This is a genomic window from Nocardia sp. alder85J, assembly GCF_020176955.2.
GTDB lineage: Bacteria > Actinomycetota > Actinomycetes > Mycobacteriales > Mycobacteriaceae > Nocardia.
Genome location: NZ_JAIUCZ020000008.1, coordinates 456,353 through 474,412 on the forward strand (window position 1 = coordinate 456,353; position 18,060 = coordinate 474,412).

General features: G+C 70.0%; 12 protein-coding genes and 1 pseudogene. 4 read left to right on the forward strand and 9 right to left on the reverse strand.

Annotation, left to right across the window (positions count from 1 at the left end):
* Window positions 1-62: 62 nt before the first annotated feature.
* The 4 genes from LBW94_RS30205 to LBW94_RS30220 all read right to left on the reverse strand — a co-directional run bounded on the left by LBW94_RS30205 (window position 63) and on the right by LBW94_RS30220 (window position 9,026).
* Complete coding sequence (locus LBW94_RS30205) at window positions 63-3,755, reverse strand: arabinosyltransferase domain-containing protein (protein ID WP_225058090.1); 3,693 nt, start codon at window positions 3,753-3,755, stop codon at window positions 63-65.
* 260 nt (window positions 3,756-4,015) lie between these two features.
* Window positions 4,016-5,968: a galactan 5-O-arabinofuranosyltransferase gene (locus tag LBW94_RS30210; protein ID WP_225058091.1), complete on the reverse strand. Its 1,953-nt coding sequence runs from the start codon at window positions 5,966-5,968 to the stop codon at window positions 4,016-4,018.
* Between the two features lie 822 nt (window positions 5,969-6,790).
* Window positions 6,791-7,552 carry a decaprenylphospho-beta-D-erythro-pentofuranosid-2-ulose 2-reductase gene (locus tag LBW94_RS30215; RefSeq protein ID WP_225058092.1) on the reverse strand — a complete coding sequence of 254 codons (762 nt, stop codon included), beginning with the start codon at window positions 7,550-7,552 and terminating at the stop codon, window positions 6,791-6,793.
* A 16-nt stretch (window positions 7,553-7,568) separates the two neighbouring features.
* On the reverse strand, window positions 7,569-9,026 hold the full coding sequence (locus LBW94_RS30220) for an FAD-binding oxidoreductase (RefSeq protein ID WP_225058093.1): 1,458 nt from the start codon (window positions 9,024-9,026) through the stop codon (window positions 7,569-7,571).
* A gap of 152 nt (window positions 9,027-9,178) precedes the next feature.
* On the opposite strand from LBW94_RS30220, the gene LBW94_RS30225 reads away from it, so the two are divergent.
* Window positions 9,179-9,679, forward strand: a complete 501-nt coding sequence (locus tag LBW94_RS30225) for a GtrA family protein (protein WP_225058094.1) — start codon at window positions 9,179-9,181, stop codon at window positions 9,677-9,679.
* Window positions 9,680-9,781: 102 nt separating this feature from the next.
* Here LBW94_RS30225 and LBW94_RS30230 read toward each other — a convergent pair whose 3' ends face one another.
* Both LBW94_RS30230 and LBW94_RS30235 read right to left on the reverse strand, forming a co-directional pair.
* Window positions 9,782-11,962, reverse strand: coding sequence for a molybdopterin-dependent oxidoreductase (locus tag LBW94_RS30230; protein ID WP_225058095.1), 2,181 nt, complete (start codon window positions 11,960-11,962; stop codon window positions 9,782-9,784).
* Between the two features lie 73 nt (window positions 11,963-12,035).
* Window positions 12,036-12,530, reverse strand: coding sequence for a hypothetical protein (locus tag LBW94_RS30235; protein ID WP_225058096.1), 495 nt, complete (start codon window positions 12,528-12,530; stop codon window positions 12,036-12,038).
* Between the two features lie 524 nt (window positions 12,531-13,054).
* On the opposite strand from LBW94_RS30235, the gene LBW94_RS30240 reads away from it, so the two are divergent.
* Window positions 13,055-13,894, forward strand: coding sequence for a helix-turn-helix domain-containing protein (locus LBW94_RS30240; RefSeq protein ID WP_225058097.1), 840 nt, complete (start codon window positions 13,055-13,057; stop codon window positions 13,892-13,894).
* Between the two features lie 163 nt (window positions 13,895-14,057).
* On the opposite strand, the gene LBW94_RS30245 is transcribed toward LBW94_RS30240, so the two are convergent.
* The gene (locus LBW94_RS30245; protein WP_225058098.1) at window positions 14,058-14,540 is read right to left on the reverse strand and encodes a MarR family winged helix-turn-helix transcriptional regulator; all 483 of its coding nucleotides are present in this window, start codon (window positions 14,538-14,540) and stop codon (window positions 14,058-14,060) included.
* Between the two features lie 86 nt (window positions 14,541-14,626).
* Here LBW94_RS30245 and LBW94_RS30250 point away from each other — a divergent pair, with 86 nt between their 5' ends.
* Window positions 14,627-16,096: an MFS transporter gene (locus tag LBW94_RS30250; protein ID WP_225058099.1), complete on the forward strand. Its 1,470-nt coding sequence runs from the start codon at window positions 14,627-14,629 to the stop codon at window positions 16,094-16,096.
* A gap of 63 nt (window positions 16,097-16,159) precedes the next feature.
* Here the strand turns inward: LBW94_RS30250 and LBW94_RS30255 are convergent, their stop codons facing one another.
* Both LBW94_RS30255 and rfbA read right to left on the reverse strand, forming a co-directional pair.
* Entirely contained in the window at window positions 16,160-16,723 is a 564-nt protein-coding gene (locus LBW94_RS30255) for a dTDP-4-dehydrorhamnose 3,5-epimerase family protein (RefSeq protein WP_225058100.1), read from the reverse strand.
* 3 nt (window positions 16,724-16,726) lie between these two features.
* Window positions 16,727-17,596 (reverse strand): glucose-1-phosphate thymidylyltransferase RfbA, encoded by an 870-nt coding sequence (gene rfbA / locus LBW94_RS30260; protein WP_225058101.1) that lies wholly within the window; start codon window positions 17,594-17,596, stop codon window positions 16,727-16,729.
* Window positions 17,597-17,772: 176 nt separating this feature from the next.
* Here rfbA and LBW94_RS30265 point away from each other — a divergent pair.
* Window positions 17,773-18,060: pseudogene (locus LBW94_RS30265) on the forward strand (hypothetical protein); the annotation flags it as partial.

Genomic DNA, 18,060 nt, shown 5'->3' on the forward strand with positions numbered 1-18,060 from the left:
ACACCAGCACACAGCTGATTCCGTTCCGGCGGGACATCCGCCGCCGGATCGGAATCCCGCGGTCAGCGTGTCTTGATCGGTGCGTCCTTCTCCCGGCCCCAGCGGTCGTGGACCGTCACGTCGACGGTGCCGGGCCGGGCCTCCGGCCGGTACGGGGTGAAGCGCTCCAGCTCACCCCAGTCCCGATTCCAGTTGTGGTTCAGATAGGTGGCCAGCGTCGCCGATTTCGCCAGCAGCCCGGTCCAGCCCAGCGGGCCGCCGCCGATGTCGTCCTCCCAGGCGTTGGCGGCGTCGGAGCCGACCCGGTCGGGCAGGATCCGCCAGCGCGGGACCTCCGCCACGCCGTCGCGGTGATCGAACGGCCGCTGGCATGGGAAGGCCAGTCCGACATGCCAATCCGCCAGCACCGGATCGGTCCGCCCGACCACGGCGTCCAGCGTGGCCAGCCGGGGCAGCCGCGGCGGGGTCACCGCCAGCCACTGCCGGGAGGTCAGATCGCCGGCGACCGCGACCAGGCGCACCGCGTCGGCGTTGGCGGGCACCCGGTCCAGCGGCACCCGGAGGTTGCGCCACGACGGCGCGCCGCCGATGTCCAGCGGCAGCACCGAGGTCAGCGGCGCGACCGAACCGTCGGCATCGCGGTGGCCGAAGTCCAGCCGCAGGTCCTGCCCGTAGTTGACGACCCCGTCCTTGTCGATCGACTTGATCCGCCCGGCCGCGGTCACCACCAGCACCGGCCGATCCGGATCCTGCCGCGCGGCCGGATCCAGCCGATACCACTGCGAGGTCAGATGGGCGGGCTGCTTGTCGCCGGTGGTGTAGTTGCCCAGCACCGGCGTGCGCGCCGGATCGAGGCCGAAGGGCAGCAGCGCGGTACTGCCGTTCAGGCCCGGCCGGGTGGCGATCCCGCCGCCGGTCCCGGCCGCGGTGGTGCGGGTGGTCTTGTTCTTCGAATTGGCGTTGACCGAATTGGCGCCCCCGACCACGGTCTCGTCCGGATCGGCGGTGAGATCGTCGGCGACCCCGTCGGGCGTGAACCCGGCATTGTCCGCGGGCGAGGCCGCCAGCGCGTCCCGAGCGTCGCCGCTGTAGGGCGCCAGCAGCGAATCGGCCGTGTCGGTCTCCACCAGCACCTCGTCCGCCAGCGCGCACGGCCGCCCGGTCAGCGCGCGCAGGTTCGACGCCGCGAGGGAATAGGCCGGGTACTGGGTCACCGCCGCCTTCCCGAACGAGGCCACCTCGAACAGCACCATCGCCGCGGCGGCGACGGTCAGCGGCTCGACGGCGAACCGATCGAAACGACTCCGGACGGTGCCACCGGCGGCGCGGGCCCCGAGATACGGCTGCCGGTAGTACCGCCAGGCCGCGACCAGCAGGCACAGCGCCGCCAGGCCCAGGAACGCCGTCGAGAAGCCCTTGCCCGCGATCATCGGCGGCTTGTCCCACCACGGCACACCGTAACTGGACACGTACCACCAGCCGTTGGATCCGGTGAAGGTGATCGCGAGCAGGAAACACACCGCCGCGGCGAACAGCGACCGATTGTAGGGCGCGCGAATACTGTTGCTGCCCACCGCCATCGCGGTCAGCGCCGCCAGCGAGCCGGCGAGGCCGGCGTACACGCCGAAGTGATGCGTCCACTTGGTCGGCGTGAACATCATCAGCAGCAGCGACATGAACACGATGCCGAGCACCCGCGCCGCCGGCCCCCGCGAGGTCCCCGGAATACGCCCGTTCCTGCGCAGCATCACCAGCACGCACACCCCGAGGCACAACACCATCCCCAGGATCCCGAATCGCCGGGCCAGCCCGCCGTCCGGCGACAACATCAGCAGCGAATCCCACCGGGTGCGCTCGTCGAACCAGGCCACATTCGGCCCGATCAACGTGCGCACCCGCGTCGCCTCCAGCACCGACGCCAGGGTCTGATCGGCGAAGACCACCACCAGCACCAGCGTTCCGGCCGCGATCCCGGGCGCCAGCAGCGCCGCGAACCGCAGCCAGACCGGCTGCTCGGCGACCTTCGCGCCGGGCAAGTCTCCGCGTCCCTCCCGTGCGCCCTGTGCCTGGTGATCGGCAGCGCTGTCCGAGGCCCGATCCTCGTGCCCGGCACCCGACGCCCGAGCCGACCGCCCGGAGTCCGTGGCCGGGCCGGACCGCCGCGCGTCGGTCGATCGGCCCGATCCCTTGCGGTCCACCGCTCCGCCGAGTCCCGGCGTGGGGCGGCCGAGCGCGCGGGCGATGAGCACCTGGAGCACCGGCCGGGACCCCGCGATGAGCGCGGCCAGGCAGATCAGCCCGGTCGGCCCGGCGGCCAGAGAGAAGGCCGCGATCAGCACCGCCAGCGCGGCGGGCAGCAGGCGGCGGGTGGCGATGGCCCGTTCGATCCCGCACCAGGTGAGCAGCGCGCCGAGCGCGATCAGCGGCTCCGGCCGCAGGCCGTTGTCGTAGGGCAGCCAGGCCGCGAGGAAGACCAGCGCCGCCGTCCAGCGCGCGACGCCGCTGATCCGCAACGCGTCCGGATGTCCGGGCCGCCGCTGCCGGGGCCCGAGGATCTGCGCCTGCCGGACATCGTGGACATCCCGGCGCCGCCGCACCCGGCAGCCCAGCCGCGGCAGCACCTCCCGGCTGATCACCAGCCAGCAGAGCACCCCGGCCAGCAGCGCGGGCAGTCGCATCCAGGGACTGGCGTCGGTGAGGCGGGTCATCCACGCCAGCACCTCGTAGGGCCAGCCGAACGGCGCCTCTGCCACCCCGAACCAGCGGTAGTAGTTCGCCATGTAGCCCGCGTGCCGGGACACCCGCGCCATGGTCAGGATGTAGCCGTCGTCGGAGGTGTTGGCGCCGATCAGGTACCACAGCACCAGCGTGCCCAGGGTGACCGCGTCGGCCCAGGTGAATCGCCACCAGTGCGCGGGCAGCGCCCGCCGCGCCCGCCGCCCGTCGGTGGTGTCGAGCAGATGCAGCGCGACCAGCGCCACCAGCGTGAACAGCACGGCGCCGACGACGGCGACCAGCTTCAGCGCGCTCGGCCGGGACGAGAACCGCGAGTCGATATCGGCGTGCAGGCGCGCGGCGCCGAGTTGCGCCCGATCCAGATCGGTGAAGACACCGACGATCTGCGGCCGGGCGTCACTGGTCACGGTGGCGCGATAGGGAGTTCCGTCGGCATGCCGGACACCGGTGAGCTCCGCGGTGGTGAGCGTGGCGGTGGAATGCACCGTGAGCTCGCCACATTCGGCGATCTCGGCCACCGGCACCTGGAACAACGGGATATCGCGCACGATCACCGACAACACCGGCCCGCTCGTGCCCCCACCCGGCGCCGTGCCCGGGTTCCCGGCGGTGCCCGGACCCGTTGCCGTGCCCGGGTTTCCGGCAATGTCGGAGCTCGACGCCGAACCCGGTTCGGCTGCCGCGCTTCCAGCGTCGGAGCCGGGGGTGGTTCCCGCGATCACCTTGGCCACCAGCCCTTTTGCACCGGCTTGGGGCGCCTGGGCCGGGACGGTGGCGAGCACCGTTCCGCTCGGCAGCTCACGGATCGCCGCGCACGGCACCGAAATATCCACGGCCAGCGGCACATACGCCACCAGCGGGGCCTGCACCTCGACCGACTGCGGCTGCGGCCAGTCCAGGACGGCACGGTCCTGGCGCACCGGTAACAGCGGCACCGCCACCGCCAGCAGTACACCGAACAGTCCTGACAGCAAAGCGATCAGCCGGATCCGGGACGAGGCCGGGAAGTCTGCGCGCACGAAGCACGATGCTAGCCACCGCAATCGCGGATTCCACCCACATCCGCCACCGAGGCTCGGCGCTCCGGCCACAACCGCGCGAATCGGTCGCCCGCGGCAGGGCCGGGCCCGGGACCAGCCGTCGAGTTATCCACAGAAGTCGGAGTTATCCACAGGAATGTGCGGTTATCCACAACCTTGTGCACAGTTCGGAGGGAATATGCATGAATGTAGTCCCGCTCACAGGTGGATCCGAGGTGTACGGGCCGGACCGCCGGGCGTCAGCGCCGGACGGTGATCACCGTGAACGGCCCGATGTTCGTGCTGTGGAAACGCGGATCGTCGAACAGCGCCTTGGGGAAGCTCACCGTGTACCGCCGCACGTTCGGATCGTTGGGGTAGACGTCCTCGGACAGTCGCAGCGTGTAGGTGTCCCCGCTGCTGCGGAACACGAACGCGTCCGGCGCCCGCCACGGGCACGCGGCCAGGGCGTCGAGCAGTTCGGCCGGCGATTTCAGCGAGCTCCAGCGCCCGATCTCGTGGGCCCGTCCGGCGAAGTCGGCCAGCGGATTGGCGTAGTGCGAGGTGAGCGCCTGGAAACCGTAGTAGGGGTAGAAGGCCAGGAAACCGGTGTCGGCGGTCAGCACCACCGTGTGGTCCCGCGGCTGTCCGGTATCGGCGAGCAGAGCCGCGTCGACCGCCCGGTAGTACGACACCGCCGACGGACTGCGCTTGTCGGCGCGGTCGCCGTTGCCGTCGGTATCGGTGTAGGCGGTGGTGATCTCGTTGCTCAGGATGTTCGGAATGTCCTGTGCGAAGGCCAGCGCCGCCAGCACGGCCACCACCACGGCCACCGCCCGGAACCGCGCCGGCTCGTTCAACGCCCGGAAGACCGCGCGACCGCCCTCGGCGAGTCCGAACACACCCGCCGCGGCGAGCAGCACCTGCAGGATCGGCTCCAGCCGGAACGACAACAGCGTGGTCCCGCCGACCGTGACCACCATCGACAGCAGCGACCACAGATAGATCGCGACCACCGCGATCCCCAGCCCCTGCGCCCGCCGCGACGCACCCGACCGCAACACCAGCCAGATGGTCCCGACCAGGCACAGCGCACCCAGCAGCGAGAAGTCGAACATCGGCAGCGGCAGCCGTGATCCGGACTCCGGCAGGTAATGGAAGGCGGTGTTGGACAGCGCCTTTCCGCCGCCGAGCGCCTTCGCGATATATGGCGCCCACACCAGCAGCGCCAGCACCCCCGCCAGTACACCCATCCCGATCAGGCGAATCAGGATGGGCCGCAACAACCGCCAGGCCCCGCTGCGCCGCGGCCACCACGACGCCAGCCAGGCCAGCAGCCCCATCAGCACCACGGCGAACACCGCGACCGCGAAGAACAGGCTGTAACTCATTGCCGAAACGCCCAGGAACAGTCCGGTTCCCACCGTCGCACCCCACCCACCGGCGGTCGCCGGCGACCGCCGGTGGGTGGGGTCCGCACCGGTGGCCGCGGGTCCGGCAGCCGGCAGCAACGCCGGCCGGTACAGCGCTCCCCAGGCCAGCACCATGGCGGGCGCGAACAGGATCACCAGCACGGCGCTGTAGGCCTCCGGCGAGGCGTACGCCACCATGACCGTCGTGGTCACCGCCGCCACCGCGACCGCCCAATCGGCGCGAATCAGCCTCGACCACAGCACATGTGCCAGCACCGAGGCGATGGCGAGCGAGAGGATCGCCCAGGGCTTGAACGCCTCCCAGCCCGCCAGGCCCAGCAGGTGCGCCACCCGGCCGCCGAACCAGAACCAGCCCGCCGGATAGAACGGCGGCAGCCCGGCATAGGTCATGTCGTGCAGCGCGGGACTGTCGGTGAGCCGGGTCAGATATTCGGTGCGGAACTCCTGATCCACCGATACACCGAGCAGGTACAACTTGGTGGCCGCCAGCGGCATCCCGAGCGTGACCGTCACGAAGCCCGAGATGCCCGCCCACGCCAGCAGTCTCGCGAGCCAGGGCAGCCGGTGCAGCCGGATCAGGGTCACCGCGGCGACCAGCAGGACCGCGCAGGCGACCTGCCCGACCGTGGTGATCGACCGAGTCACATTGGAGGAGTTGAACGCCGGCCAGTGCACGAGCGAGAACGCCTCCAGCCCGACGGCCGCGACGACCACCGCGACCACGGTCGCGAGCACCGCCTCACCGAGCCCCGCGCCGACCTGCCGGACAAGTTCTCGCAACGCCGCCTCCGCACCTCTTCGTAGCCTCTGGACCCGGGCCGTGCGTCAGCCTACTTGCCGCCGCGCGGCCCGCACGGCCCGTGGGATACCGCCGCCCCGGACGTCCGGCCCGTCCGGTCGGTATCGTGAGTCCAGCCTGTGGATAACCGAGGCTTCCCTGTGGATAACCACCGTGCTGTGGACGGATCACCCGCCACCGAATCCTCGATACCGACGTGCCGGACCCGGCCCCGACCGCCTGTGGATATCCGCGCAGCACCCGATTCCGGACGACCCGCCGGTCTGCGATCCCGGCGATCCAGCTGTGGAAAACCGCCGCGATCCATCTGCTGACCGGCCACGTTAGGTGCGTTGCAGCGCGCACGGGTGCAGCGCCGTGGAGCCTTCCGGAACCAACCGCACAGCGATCCGGCCCGCCGCTACGGCCTGTGCACAATCACGTGGTGGCGGCCACAGCGGCTCGGCGGCTGTGGAAAACCAATCGGGTGGAGTGTCGGCCATGCCTGTGGACAAGTCGCGAACAGCGGAACACGTGCCCGCGCGAGCTGTCCGGTGGGGAGGCATACGCGCACGTCTTCCAGTACCGGTCGGTCCGATCCCGCCGTAGCCGCTCGCGCCGAGATCCCGGCTCGACAGCCCCGGACCGGACGGCCGGGTCCGACCGAATCGGCACCCCGGTACGGCGCACAGGCGAACGGCACGAATCGGCACCCGGGTGCGGCGCGCAGGCGAACGGCACGACCGGTGCCAGGACGGCAACTGCGGACCGATACGGAAAACCGGTGGGCCCGAGAGCGGTTCCGCCCCGGCCCACCGGCCGGATCAGAGGGGGAGCCTGCGGAAGATCGGCCGCGGCACGTGGCGGAGGATCATCATCACCCAGCGGAAGGTGCCCGGGACCCAGATGATCTCGCGGCCCTTCTCTGCCGCGGCCACCGCCTGCGCCGCCACGTCGTTCTTGTCGACGGTGAGCGCGTTCTCCTTGACGTGCGCGGACAGCTTGGTGCGCACCTGACCGGGGCGGATCACCAGCACCCGCGCGCCGAAGGGCCGCAGCGCCTCGCCGAGGCCGAGGTAGAAGCCGTCGAGACCGGCCTTCGTCGAGCCGTACACGAAGTTGAATCGGCGCACCCGCTCGCCCGCCACCGAGGACATCGCGAGGATGCGGCCGTAGCCCTGCGCCTTCATCTTCTCGGCCAGCAGCACACCCACCGACACCGCCGCGGTGTAGTTGATCTCGGCCATCATCACGGCCTTGCGCTGGTCCTGCCAGAAGACTTCGCCGTCGCCGTCGATACCGAAGGCGACGATCGCCACGTCGACATCGCTCTCGGCCCAGGCGGCCTCGATCACCTTCGGGTGGCTGCCGGTGTCCAGCGCGTCGAAGTCGACCAGTTCGACCGACGCGGCGCCGGCGGCCTCGACCTGCGCCACCGCGTCCGCGCGCAGCGGATCGTTCGGCAGGGCGGCGAGGATGACGCGGGCCGGGCCCTTCTTCAGGTACTCGCCCACGATCGCCAGACCGATCTCCGAGGTACCACCCAGCAGCAGAATCGCCTGCGGGTTACCCACTGCGTTGATCATTTGCTGATCTCACCGCTCACTGCAGCTCCAGCCTTCTCGCCATATCGGACATGAACACACCGTGCGGATCGACGCTGCGGCGGACCTTGATCCACTCGTCGATCCGGGGATACATCTGATGGAAGGTCTCCGCGGAGGTGCGGGAGTCCTTCGCCGTGTACAGGCGGCCACCGAACTCCAGCACGCGACGGTCGAGTTCGGTGACGAAGTCGTTGAGCCCCGCCTTGATCGGGAAGTCGACGCAGATGTTCCAGCCCGGCATCGGGAAGCTCAGCGGCGCCGCGTTGCCCGGTCCGAACATCTTGAACACGTTCAGGAAGGAGTAGAACCCGGACCGCTGGATGTCGCGGATGATGTTCTTGAACTCCTCGACCGCCTCCGGCGGCACCACGAACTGGTACTGGAGGAAGCCGTTGGAGCCGTAGGCCCGGTTCCACTCGCCCATCATGTCCAGCGGGTGATAGAACTGTGTCAGGCTCTGTACCTTGCCCCGGTAGGTGCCCGACTTGCGGTACCAGAGCTCGCCGATCGGCGTGAAGGTGTACTTGTTGGCCAGCCCGTTCGGGAAGATGTCCGGCATCGTGAAGAACGTCTTGCCGTTGAAGCGCAGCGGATCCTTGCGCAGCTTCGGCGGCAGCTGGTCCAGCGTGGCCAGATTGCCGCGGGAGATCGCGGCGCGGCCCAGCTTCGGTTCCGGGCTGATCGCGTCGAACCAGGCCGAGCTGTAGGCGTAGCGGTCCTCGGAGCCGTCGCTGTGGAAGGCGATGGTCTCGTCGAGGTCGGCGGTGACATCGCCGTCGGCGATGAAGTACGCGGACTCCGTCGGAGTCATCTCGATGGTGGCCCGCAGGATGATGCCGGTCAGGCCGCAGCCGCCGATGGTCGCCCAGAACAGCTTGGCGTTGCGCTTGGGGGAGACGTGCTGGATCTGACCGTCGGCGGTCAGCAGGTCGATCGAGCGCACATGGTTGCCGAAGCTGCCGGCGCTGTGGTGGTTCTTGCCGTGGATGTCGGAGCCGATGGCGCCGCCGACGGTGACCTGCCGGGTGCCCGGCAGCACCGGAACCCACAGGCCGAACGGCAGCGCGGCCCGCATCAGCTGGTCCAGGTTGACGCCGGCGTCCACATCGACCAGATGGGTGTCGCGGTCGATCCGGTGGATGCGGCTCATCGCCGTCATGTCGACGACGAGGCCGCCGGCGTTCTGGGCATTGTCACCGTAGGAGCGGGCCAGGCCGCGGGCGATCACGCCGCGGCGCAGATGGGCCGGCTTCGACTCGTTCTCTTCCGCGACCAGCGCCACGGCCTTCGCGATCAGCTCCGGATCGCTGGTGGAGAGCACTTCGGCGGAGGTCGGTGCGGTACGCCCCCATCCGGTGAGCCGCCGCGTACGCGTCGGCAGCGAGTACGTGTCGGTACCCGTCGTGGTCTCGGCCGAGGCCACCGCTGTGGAGGTCTGAGCATTCGTGGACATCGGGATAGAGGCTACAGGCATGACCCGACAATGGGCCGGGTGTCGTACACGTCACCCCGGTCCGGGACCGATCGCACAGGTCAGGCCGCACCGGCCCGGGTTCGGCTGTGCGGGGCTCGATCCGGGGGCCGGCGTGGCGCGTCGGCAGTCGGATGTTCCGGACAGATTCGTGGGGACCGTCGTGCCCCGCTAGTCTCGTGCGGGTGAGCGCGGAGCCCCATGTCCCTCTTCCGGTCGAATTACCGGTCGTGGACGAACAACTGCCCGGCACCGACCTGAAGACGCAGATCGTGCGGTTCGTGCTGTCCGGCGGATTCTCGGCGATCATCGACTACGGCCTGTACGTGCTGCTCGGCCTGGCCGGGCTGCCGGTGGCGGCCGCCAAGTCGATCAGCTTCATCGCGGGCACCACGACGGCCTATCTGATCAATCGGCGGTGGACCTTCCAAGCGGCGCCCAGCCGCAAGCGGTTCCTCGCCGTGGTCGCCTTGTATGCGGTGACCTTCGCCGTCCAGGTCGGCATCAACCAGGTTCTCTACTTCACCTTCGACGACCAGTGGTGGCGCAGGCCGCTGGCCTACGTGGTGGCCCAGGGCACCGCCACCGTGATCAACTTCATCGTGCAGCGCACGGTGATCTTCAAGCTGCGCTGAGCCGGTACCCCGGCGACCCGGCTCGCGCGGCAGGCCGGCGCCACTGCCGGGGTCTCCGAGTGGCGGACCGGCGCTACCGCCCAGCATCCGGGCAGGCGGCGATCAGGCCGGGCTCAGCGTGACCGGCACCCCGTTGAACACGGCGTTCCCGGACGGCACGTCCACCACCGAATCGTCGGTCAGCACGTTGGCGTTGACCCCCGCGTGCGCACTGGCCACCGTCTGACTGGCCGTGTCGGCATGCCCCCAGCCGTGCGGCAGGCTGACCACGCCGGGCATGATGTCGCCGTTCGGCTCCACCGCCACCACGAGCGCGCCGGCGGCGGACTTCACCACCGCGTGCTCACCCAGGCCCAACCGGCTGACGTCGTCGGGATGGACGTGCAGGGTGCACCGGTTCGAGCCACCCACCAGGGTCGCGACGTTGTGCATCCAGCTGTTGTTGGACCGCAACTGCCGGCGGCCGATCAGCACGACGTCGGGCGCCGCGTCGCCGAGCCGGCTCGTCAGCCGGGCCACGTCCGCGAGCAGCGGCTCCGGGGCCAGGTCGACCGCCCGCGAGGCGGTGCGCAGCACCTCCGGCAGCCGCGGTCGCAGCGGGCCCAGGTCGATACCGTGCGGATTGTCCAGCAGCACACGCAGATTCAGCGGGCCGTAGGGGGTGGGCAGGGCGTCCGGATTCCACTCGCCGTACGGCCCGAGCCGCAGCATCAGGTCCAGCCGCTGTTCGGTGGTGTTCGCGCCGAGCAGGTCGCCGCGCCGCTCCGGCATCCCGGCCTTGTGCAGGGTGCCGACGATGACCAGCTCGTCGACGGCGGCCAGCGCGTCGGCGCCCGGTTCCGGCCGCTGCCCGGTGAGTGCCAGCGCGAGCCGGGCCACCACCTCGGACTCCGACGGCCGGTCGCCCAGCGCGACCAGCGGCGGCGAATACCGCGCGTAGTTGCGCACCGCGAAGGCCAGCAGCGCGAAATCGTAGTGCGGCGACTGGAGGGTGCGCGGCGGCGGCAGGATGACATCGGCGTGCCGGGTGGTCTCGTTCAGATACCGGTCGACGCTCACCATGAAATCGAGCCCGGCCAGCGCCCGGTCCAGCCGGGCGCCGTTGGGCGCGGAGAGCACCGGATTGCCCGCGACCGTGACCAGCCACCGAATCTGCCCCTCGCCCGGCGTCTGGATCTCGTCGGCCAGCGTGGCGACCGGGAATTCGCCCATGGCCTCGGGCAGTGCGCGGACCCGGCTGGTCCAGCGGCCCAGCCGGAACGGACGGCTGCGCACGATGCCGAGCGCGGCCGGGGTGGCCCACATGGCGCCGCCGGGGGAGTCGAGGTTGCCGGTGAGCACGTTGACCACGTCGACCAGCCACTGCGTGACGGTGCCGAATTCGGCGGTGCAGGTGCCGATGCGGGCGTACACGGCCGCGGTGGGCGCGCCCGCCAGCTCCCGGGCCAGCCGGACCACGGTGGCGGCCGGGACGCCGGTGCGCGCGGCCACCACCTCGGGGGTGAACGGCGCTGCCGCGGCGCGGATCTCGTCCAGCCCGGTGACCTCGACCCGGACCGTGGTGAGCTGCTCGGCGAACAGGGTGTGCACGATCCCGAACAACAGATAGGCATCGCTGCCCGGCCGCACGAAGATGTGCTCGTCGGCCTGCTTCGCGGTGCGGGTGCGGCGCGGATCCACCACCACGAACCGGCCGCCGCGTCGCCGCAGTGCCTTGATCCGACCCGGGTAATCCGGTGCGGTGCACAGCGACCCGTTGGATTCCAGCGGGTTGGCGCCGAGCATCAGCAGGTAGTCGGTGCGATCCAGATCCGGGACCGGCACGGTGAGCGGATCGCCGAACATCAGCCCGCTGGCGACCTGTTTGGGCATCTGGTCGGCGGTGCTGGCGGAGAACAGGTTGCGGGTGCCCAGCGCCCGCAGCAGCACCGGCAGATAGAGGGCGCCGGCCACGGTGTGCGCGTTGGGATTGCCGAAGTACAGGGCGGCGGACCGGCCGCCGTCGGCGGGCACGTGCGCGGCGATGAATTCGAAGGCCGCCGCCCAGGAGGCGGTGCGCCAGGCGCCGGTGGCGCGGTCGCGGATCATCGGCTCGGTGAGCCGATCGGGATCCTCGTCGAGATGTCCGAGGCTGGCGCCCTTGGGGCAGAGGAATCCGTGACTGAACGGGTCCTGCCGGTCGCCACGGACGCCGGTGACGTGATCGTCGGCGTCGACGGTGAGTTCGAGCCCGCAGACCGCCTCGCACAGCGGGCAGGTGCGGAGCAGATTCCGGGTTGTCATGGGGTCCATGATGACCCGTCACCCCGACAGAAAACGGGAGAATCGGCGGGCCGGGAGATCCGGCCCGGCCGATTCAGCTGGCGATGCGGGCGACCGACGGCTTGCGGCCGGAGCGGGCCGCGCGGACGGCGGCGGCCACGGCCACCAGCGGCGGTGTCCAGCGCGCCTCGTGCGGCGCGACGGCCCAGGCGGCGGTGCCGGCCGACACGCGGCTCGGCGGCAGCGGCACACCGGCGCCGTCGGCGTGGACGACCACACCGGCCTCGCGCAGCGCCTCGATCGCCATGGCGGCCTTCCGAACACCGGTGACGATGTGGATCTCGCGGCGTTCGATGCCCGGCAGCTCGATGATCGGACCGGTGAGGTCGTTGGCGCGGAGGTAGCGGCGGACGGTGGCGGCCAGTTCGCCGGTGACCTCGATCGCCGCGATGTCCTCGTCGGTGATCAGGCAGATGCCGTTGGCCGTTTCGGCGACCGTCCAGCCGCGCTGGATGTAGTCCTGCGCGGAGGCAGCCAGCTCGGCGGCCGAGACGGAAGTCGGAAACGTCGTACGCACTGTCTTCTCCATTCCCCGGGGTGGATCCAAGTCGAGCTTCGTTGTTCATGGGGCGTATCGGACCGGGCCCTCGGACGCGTTACACGTCCGCGAAACTTTTTCGGGCGGGACCGAATTCGTCACAAGATCAGCGAATTCATGCTCTTCGGCTATGGTCTGGCGACTCGCTGGGGGCGGGTCGATCACATCCCACTGTCGTCCACGTTCCTCCGAGCCCGTTGCGCGCTGTCTGGGAGCCACTCGAGAGCTCGCCGTGACGGTTCGAGGCCGAAATCTACCGAAAACAGTGCCGCGGAAAGTAATCCTGTTTGGCTCATACCCGACGGTGACGTAAATGTGACACGACCGGTATCCGTGAGATCTTCCGCTGTGCAACAATCCGATCGCACACCCGGAAGGAGGAATCCGGGTCCTGGCGTTAGGTTTTGCCGTTCGGTGGGCCGTGAGGGCGGTTTCGATGTTCGGCCTACGAACGAGGGGGAAGCATGGCTTTACCACCGCACGGAACGAACGGATCCACGATTACCGGGTCCACCATGCCCCGCCGGCAGCTCGGACGCCAGCTCCGCGATCTGCGCAACCGGGCCCGGATGACCACTCGGGTTGCGGCCCAGAAGCTGGAGTGGTCCGAGGCGAAGATCTGGCGGATCGAAACCGGCCAGACCTCCCTGCGCAGCCTCGATGTCGAGGCGATGTGCAAGGTGTACGGCGCGCCGGTGGAGATCGTGGAACCGCTGGCCGCGCTGGCCCGCGAGACCAAGGCGCGCGGCTGGTGGACCGAGTTCAGCGACGTGATCGCCGAGGGTTTCGAGGTCTACATCGGGCTGGAAGAGGCCGCGGCGCAGCTGTTCACCTACGAGACCGACCTGGTCCCGGGCCTGTTGCAGAGCGAGGAGTACACCCGGGCCGTCCTGGTCGGGGCGCGTCCGGACATCCCGGTCGCCGAACTCGACCGGCGGGTCGCGGTGCGGGCGGCCCGGCAGGCCACGATCACCCGCGAGCATTCGCCGATCCGGCTGGAGGCGGTGATCACCGAGACGTTGCTGTGGCATCGGGTCGGCGGGCCCGAGGTGGCCGCGGCGCAGCTGGAACACCTGCGCCGGATGTGTGATCTGCCGAACGTCGAGGTCCGGGTGGTGCCCACCGACACCGGCTATCACGACGGCATGGACACCGGCCGTTTCGTACTGCTGGAATTCCCGGACAACGCCGCCGACGTCCCCGAACCGCCGGTGGTCTATGTCGAAACCTTCACCGGCTCCGTCTATTACGACAAGGAACCGGAGATCGACCGCTATCGTTCGGCGTTCACCGACATCAAGGCCGTGGCGCAGGACGCCCGAACGGCGATCGACGAGGCCCGCGCCGGGCTGTAGCCGCCGGATTGCGCGCCGGTGACCACGGCGCGCGCCGGGAATTCGCTGTCATCCAGGTGGCGTGCGTGGACGGCCGCCGGGCTCGCCCGATGCGGTGGTCGTGCTCGTCCGGCCGGTCGGCGCCCGGCCGCCGGATCGCCGCCGTCGGTGCGCGAAACACCGCTCAGTGCAGCGTTTCCCCCAGTACCGCGCGGTGGGTGGGCGCCGCGGCCGCGTGCAGCAGCCGGCCGCGGTCGGTGACACAGACGAAGATGGCCCGGCGATCGTCGGTGCACATGTCGCGGGTGACCAGGCCGTCGCGCTCCAGGCGCGCGACGGCCCGGCTCAGTGCGCTCTGGGACAGGTAGATGTCGGCGGCCAGATCGCTCATCCGGTAGCTCTCGCAGTCCGCGTCCACCAGCCGATCCAGGCATTCGAATTCGCTGAGCCCGATGCTGTGCCGGCCCTGCAGCTCCTTCTCCAGGGCGCAGGACACGGCGGCGTGCTGGGACAGCAGATCGCGCCAGTGGGCCACCAGCTCGGCCTCCGCGCGACCGGGTTGCGCATGCTCCGGCGCGAGACCCTTCCCGGGCCGATTCTCCGTGACGCATGCGGCGGCTTCGGTACCCGCCGCTCGCGCCGACGACACTGTCGACGGCTTGGACATGGCGTCATCCTAGTCCGCCCGGCTTAATCATGCAACCGCATTTAATGCGTAGACATCATATGCGTGCGCATGTAATGTTCCGTGCCATGACTTCCCCCGCAACGCTTCCGGCCGCCGACGCGGCCGGCACTCGGTGGTCGGCCAGGCTGTGGGGCCTGCTGATCACCCTGTGCATCGTCCTGTTCCTCGACGGGCTGGACGTGTCGATGATCGGCGTCGCCCTGCCCTCCATCGGCAAGGAACTGCACCTGTCCACCTCGACCCTGCAGTGGCTGGTCAGCGGTTACGTCCTCGGCTACGGCGGCCTGCTGCTGCTCGGCGGCCGCACCGCGGATCTGGTCGGCCGCCGCAAGGTCTTCCTGATCGCGCTGGCCGTGTTCGCCGTGGCCTCGCTGGCCGGTGGCCTGGTCAGTTCCGGCCCGTTGCTGATCCTGACCCGCTTCGTCAAGGGTCTCGCCGCGGCCTTCACCGCGCCGACCGGCCTGTCGATCATCACCACCACGTTCGCCGAGGGCCCGGCCCGCAACAAGGCGCTGTCCATCTACACCGTGTTCGGCGCCGGCGGTTATTCGATGGGCCTGGTCTTCGGCGGCCTGATGACCGGCGTCGGCTGGCGCTGGACCTTCCTGCTGCCCGTCCCGGTCGCACTGATCGCGCTGGTCGCGGCGGCGATCCTGGTCCGCAGGGACGGCCCCGCCGAGGAGGGCGGGCACGATCTGCTCGGCGCGCTGTTCGCCAGCGCCGCCATGTTGCTGCTGGTGTACACCGTGGTCTCGGCGCCGCACGCCGGCTGGGTCTCGGCCCGCTCGGTGGCCTCCTTCGCCGCCGTCGTCGCCCTGTTCACGGCGTTCATCGGGGTGGAGAAGCGGGTGCGGTACCCGCTGCTGCGCCTGGGGATCCTGCGCCGGGCCACCCTGGTCCGGGCGTGCCTGGCCATCGTGGCGGTGGCCGGGTCGTACTTCAGCTTCCAGTTCATCGCCACGCTGTACCTGCAGGGCTCACTGGGCTGGTCGCCGCTGCGGCTGGCACTGGGCCTGCTGCCGGTGGGCCTGCTGGTGGCGCTGTCGTCGGTGTTCTCCGACCGACTGGTGGACCGCTTCGGCACCGGCCCGATCATCGCGGTCACCATGGTCGCGATGACGCTCGGCTACCTGCTGTTCCTGCGGCTGGACACCACCCCGTCGTACCTCACCGTGATCCTGCCCGCGGTGCTGCTGGTCGGCATCGGCTGGATCGGCTTCCCCGCCATCAACATCCAGGCCACCAACGGCATCTCCGACGACGAACAGGGCCTGGCCGCGGGCGTGTTGCAGACCTTCATGCAGGTTGGCGCGGCGATCGTGCTGGCGGTGAACACCGCGCTGATCTCCGGCGGCACCGGCGACGGTTCGCCCGCGGCGATGCTGCACGCCTACCGCCCCGGTCTGATCCTCGCCGTGGTGGTCGCGGGCATCGGTGCGCTGGTCGCGCTGGCCCACTTCCTGCCCACCCGCCGTTCGGCCGAGCCGGAGGCCGCCGAGATCGAGGACGTCGACGAGCTGGAACTCGCCGGGTGACGGGCCCGGACCACCCCGAAACCAGGGACGCCGCGGTGCTGGTCACCGCGGCGTCCCGTCGTCTCAGGCCCGGCGCACAGTGTGCAACCCGGGGGCCGCGATGTCCTTGGCCGAGCGCACGTAGGTCAGCGGCTGCCCGTCCCGGCCCACGGCCGGCCAGTCGATACCCAGTTCCGGATCGAAAGCGTCCAGGTCCCGGTCGAATTCGGGGGCGTACTCCAGCGAGCACAGGTAGGTGACGGTGGATTCGTCCGCCAGCGACAGCAAGGCGTGCCCCAGCCCCTCGGAGAGGAACACCGACCGCCGGTCGGCGTCGTCGAGCAATACGCTGTCCCAGGCGCCGAAGGTCGGCGAGTCGGGCCGCAGATCCACCACCACGTCCAGGAACGCACCCCGCACACAGGTCACATATTTGGCCTGGCCCGGCGGATCCTCGGTGTAGTGGATGCCCCGCAGCACGCCCGCCGCCGAGGTGGACATGTTGACCTGCAACAACTCGAACGGCCGGCCGACCACCTTCTCGAACTCCGACGCCTTGAACGATTCGGTGAAGACGCCGCGCTCGTCACCGTGCAACCGGGGGGTGAACTCCCACGCACCCGGCACCGCCAGCTCGCGTATCCGCATGGTCTACTCCTGCCCGTGCGCCAGCAGACCCAATAGGTAGGTCCCGTATCCGGAGCGCACCAGCGGCTGCGCCAGCCGGTCCAGCTGCTCGTCGTCGATGAAGCCCATCCGCCAGGCCACCTCCTCCGGCACGCCGATCTTCAGGCCCTGCCGCTGCTCGATGGTGCGGACGTAGTTGGACGCGTCCAGCAGCGAGTCGAAGGTGCCGGTGTCCAGCCAGGCGCTGCCGCGGGCGAGCACCTCCACCTGCAACCGGCCCTGCTCCAGATAGGTCCGGTTGATGTCGGTGATCTCGTACTCGCCACGGTCCGAGGGCCGCAGCTCGCGCGCGATCCCGACCACGTCGTTGTCGTAGAAGTACAGGCCCGGAATGGCGTAGTTGGAGCGCGGCCGCTTCGGTTTCTCCTCGATGGAGATCGCCGTGCCGTCGGCGAATTCGATCACCCCGTAGGCACTGGGATCCGAGACCCGATAGGCGAACACCGCGCCGCCGGAGACCGCGTCGAACCGGCGCAACCGGGTGCCCAGCCCGGGGCCGTGGAAGATGTTGTCGCCGAGTACGAGTGCCACGGTCTCGGCGCCGATGTGCCCGGCGCCGAGCACGAAGGCGCGGGCCAGCCCGTCCGGTTCCGGCTGCACCACGTAGTCCAGCGACAGCCCGAACTGGGAGCCGTCGCCGAGCAGCCGCCGGAAGGCATCGGCGTCCTCGGGAGTGGTGATCACCAGGATGTCCCGGATCCCGGCCAGCATCAGCGTCGACAGCGGGTAGTAGACCATCGGCTTGTCGTAGACGGGGACCAGCTGTTTGCTCACCCCGCGCGTGATCGGGTGCAGCCGCGACCCGGTGCCACCGGCCAGGATGATTCCACGCATGTCACAGCAGTCTGCCAGCCGGGCCGGGAGCCGGTGCGACGAGGTTCCGAAATGATCACGGTGGTTTATCGGCGCGTTCGGAGGGACAATCTCCATATAGAGAGATGTCAGCGCCGACACCTCGCCCTTCGTCACCCGGTCCTGGTGTCGGCGCGCCCGACAGAGGTAGGTGCGCGATGGTGGCGATCCGAATCGGTGAAGTTCTCGGCCACATGATGCCCGGCCCGGGCGCGTTGCTCGCCCCGGCTGCGAAATCCTCCCGGCACACGGCCCCAGCGGATGTCCTTCCCGAGGCAGCGGCTCTCCCGGACGCGGTGGTCGCCGCGACGATCGGCACGATCGTGAATCCGCACAACCGCAGCCTCTCGGCCCAGGCGCTGGAACTTGCCTGCCGGGCCGTGGTCGGCCCGCTGCTGCGGTACTGCCCGATCACCCCGCTGACCATGCCGGTGGCCCGGGCCACC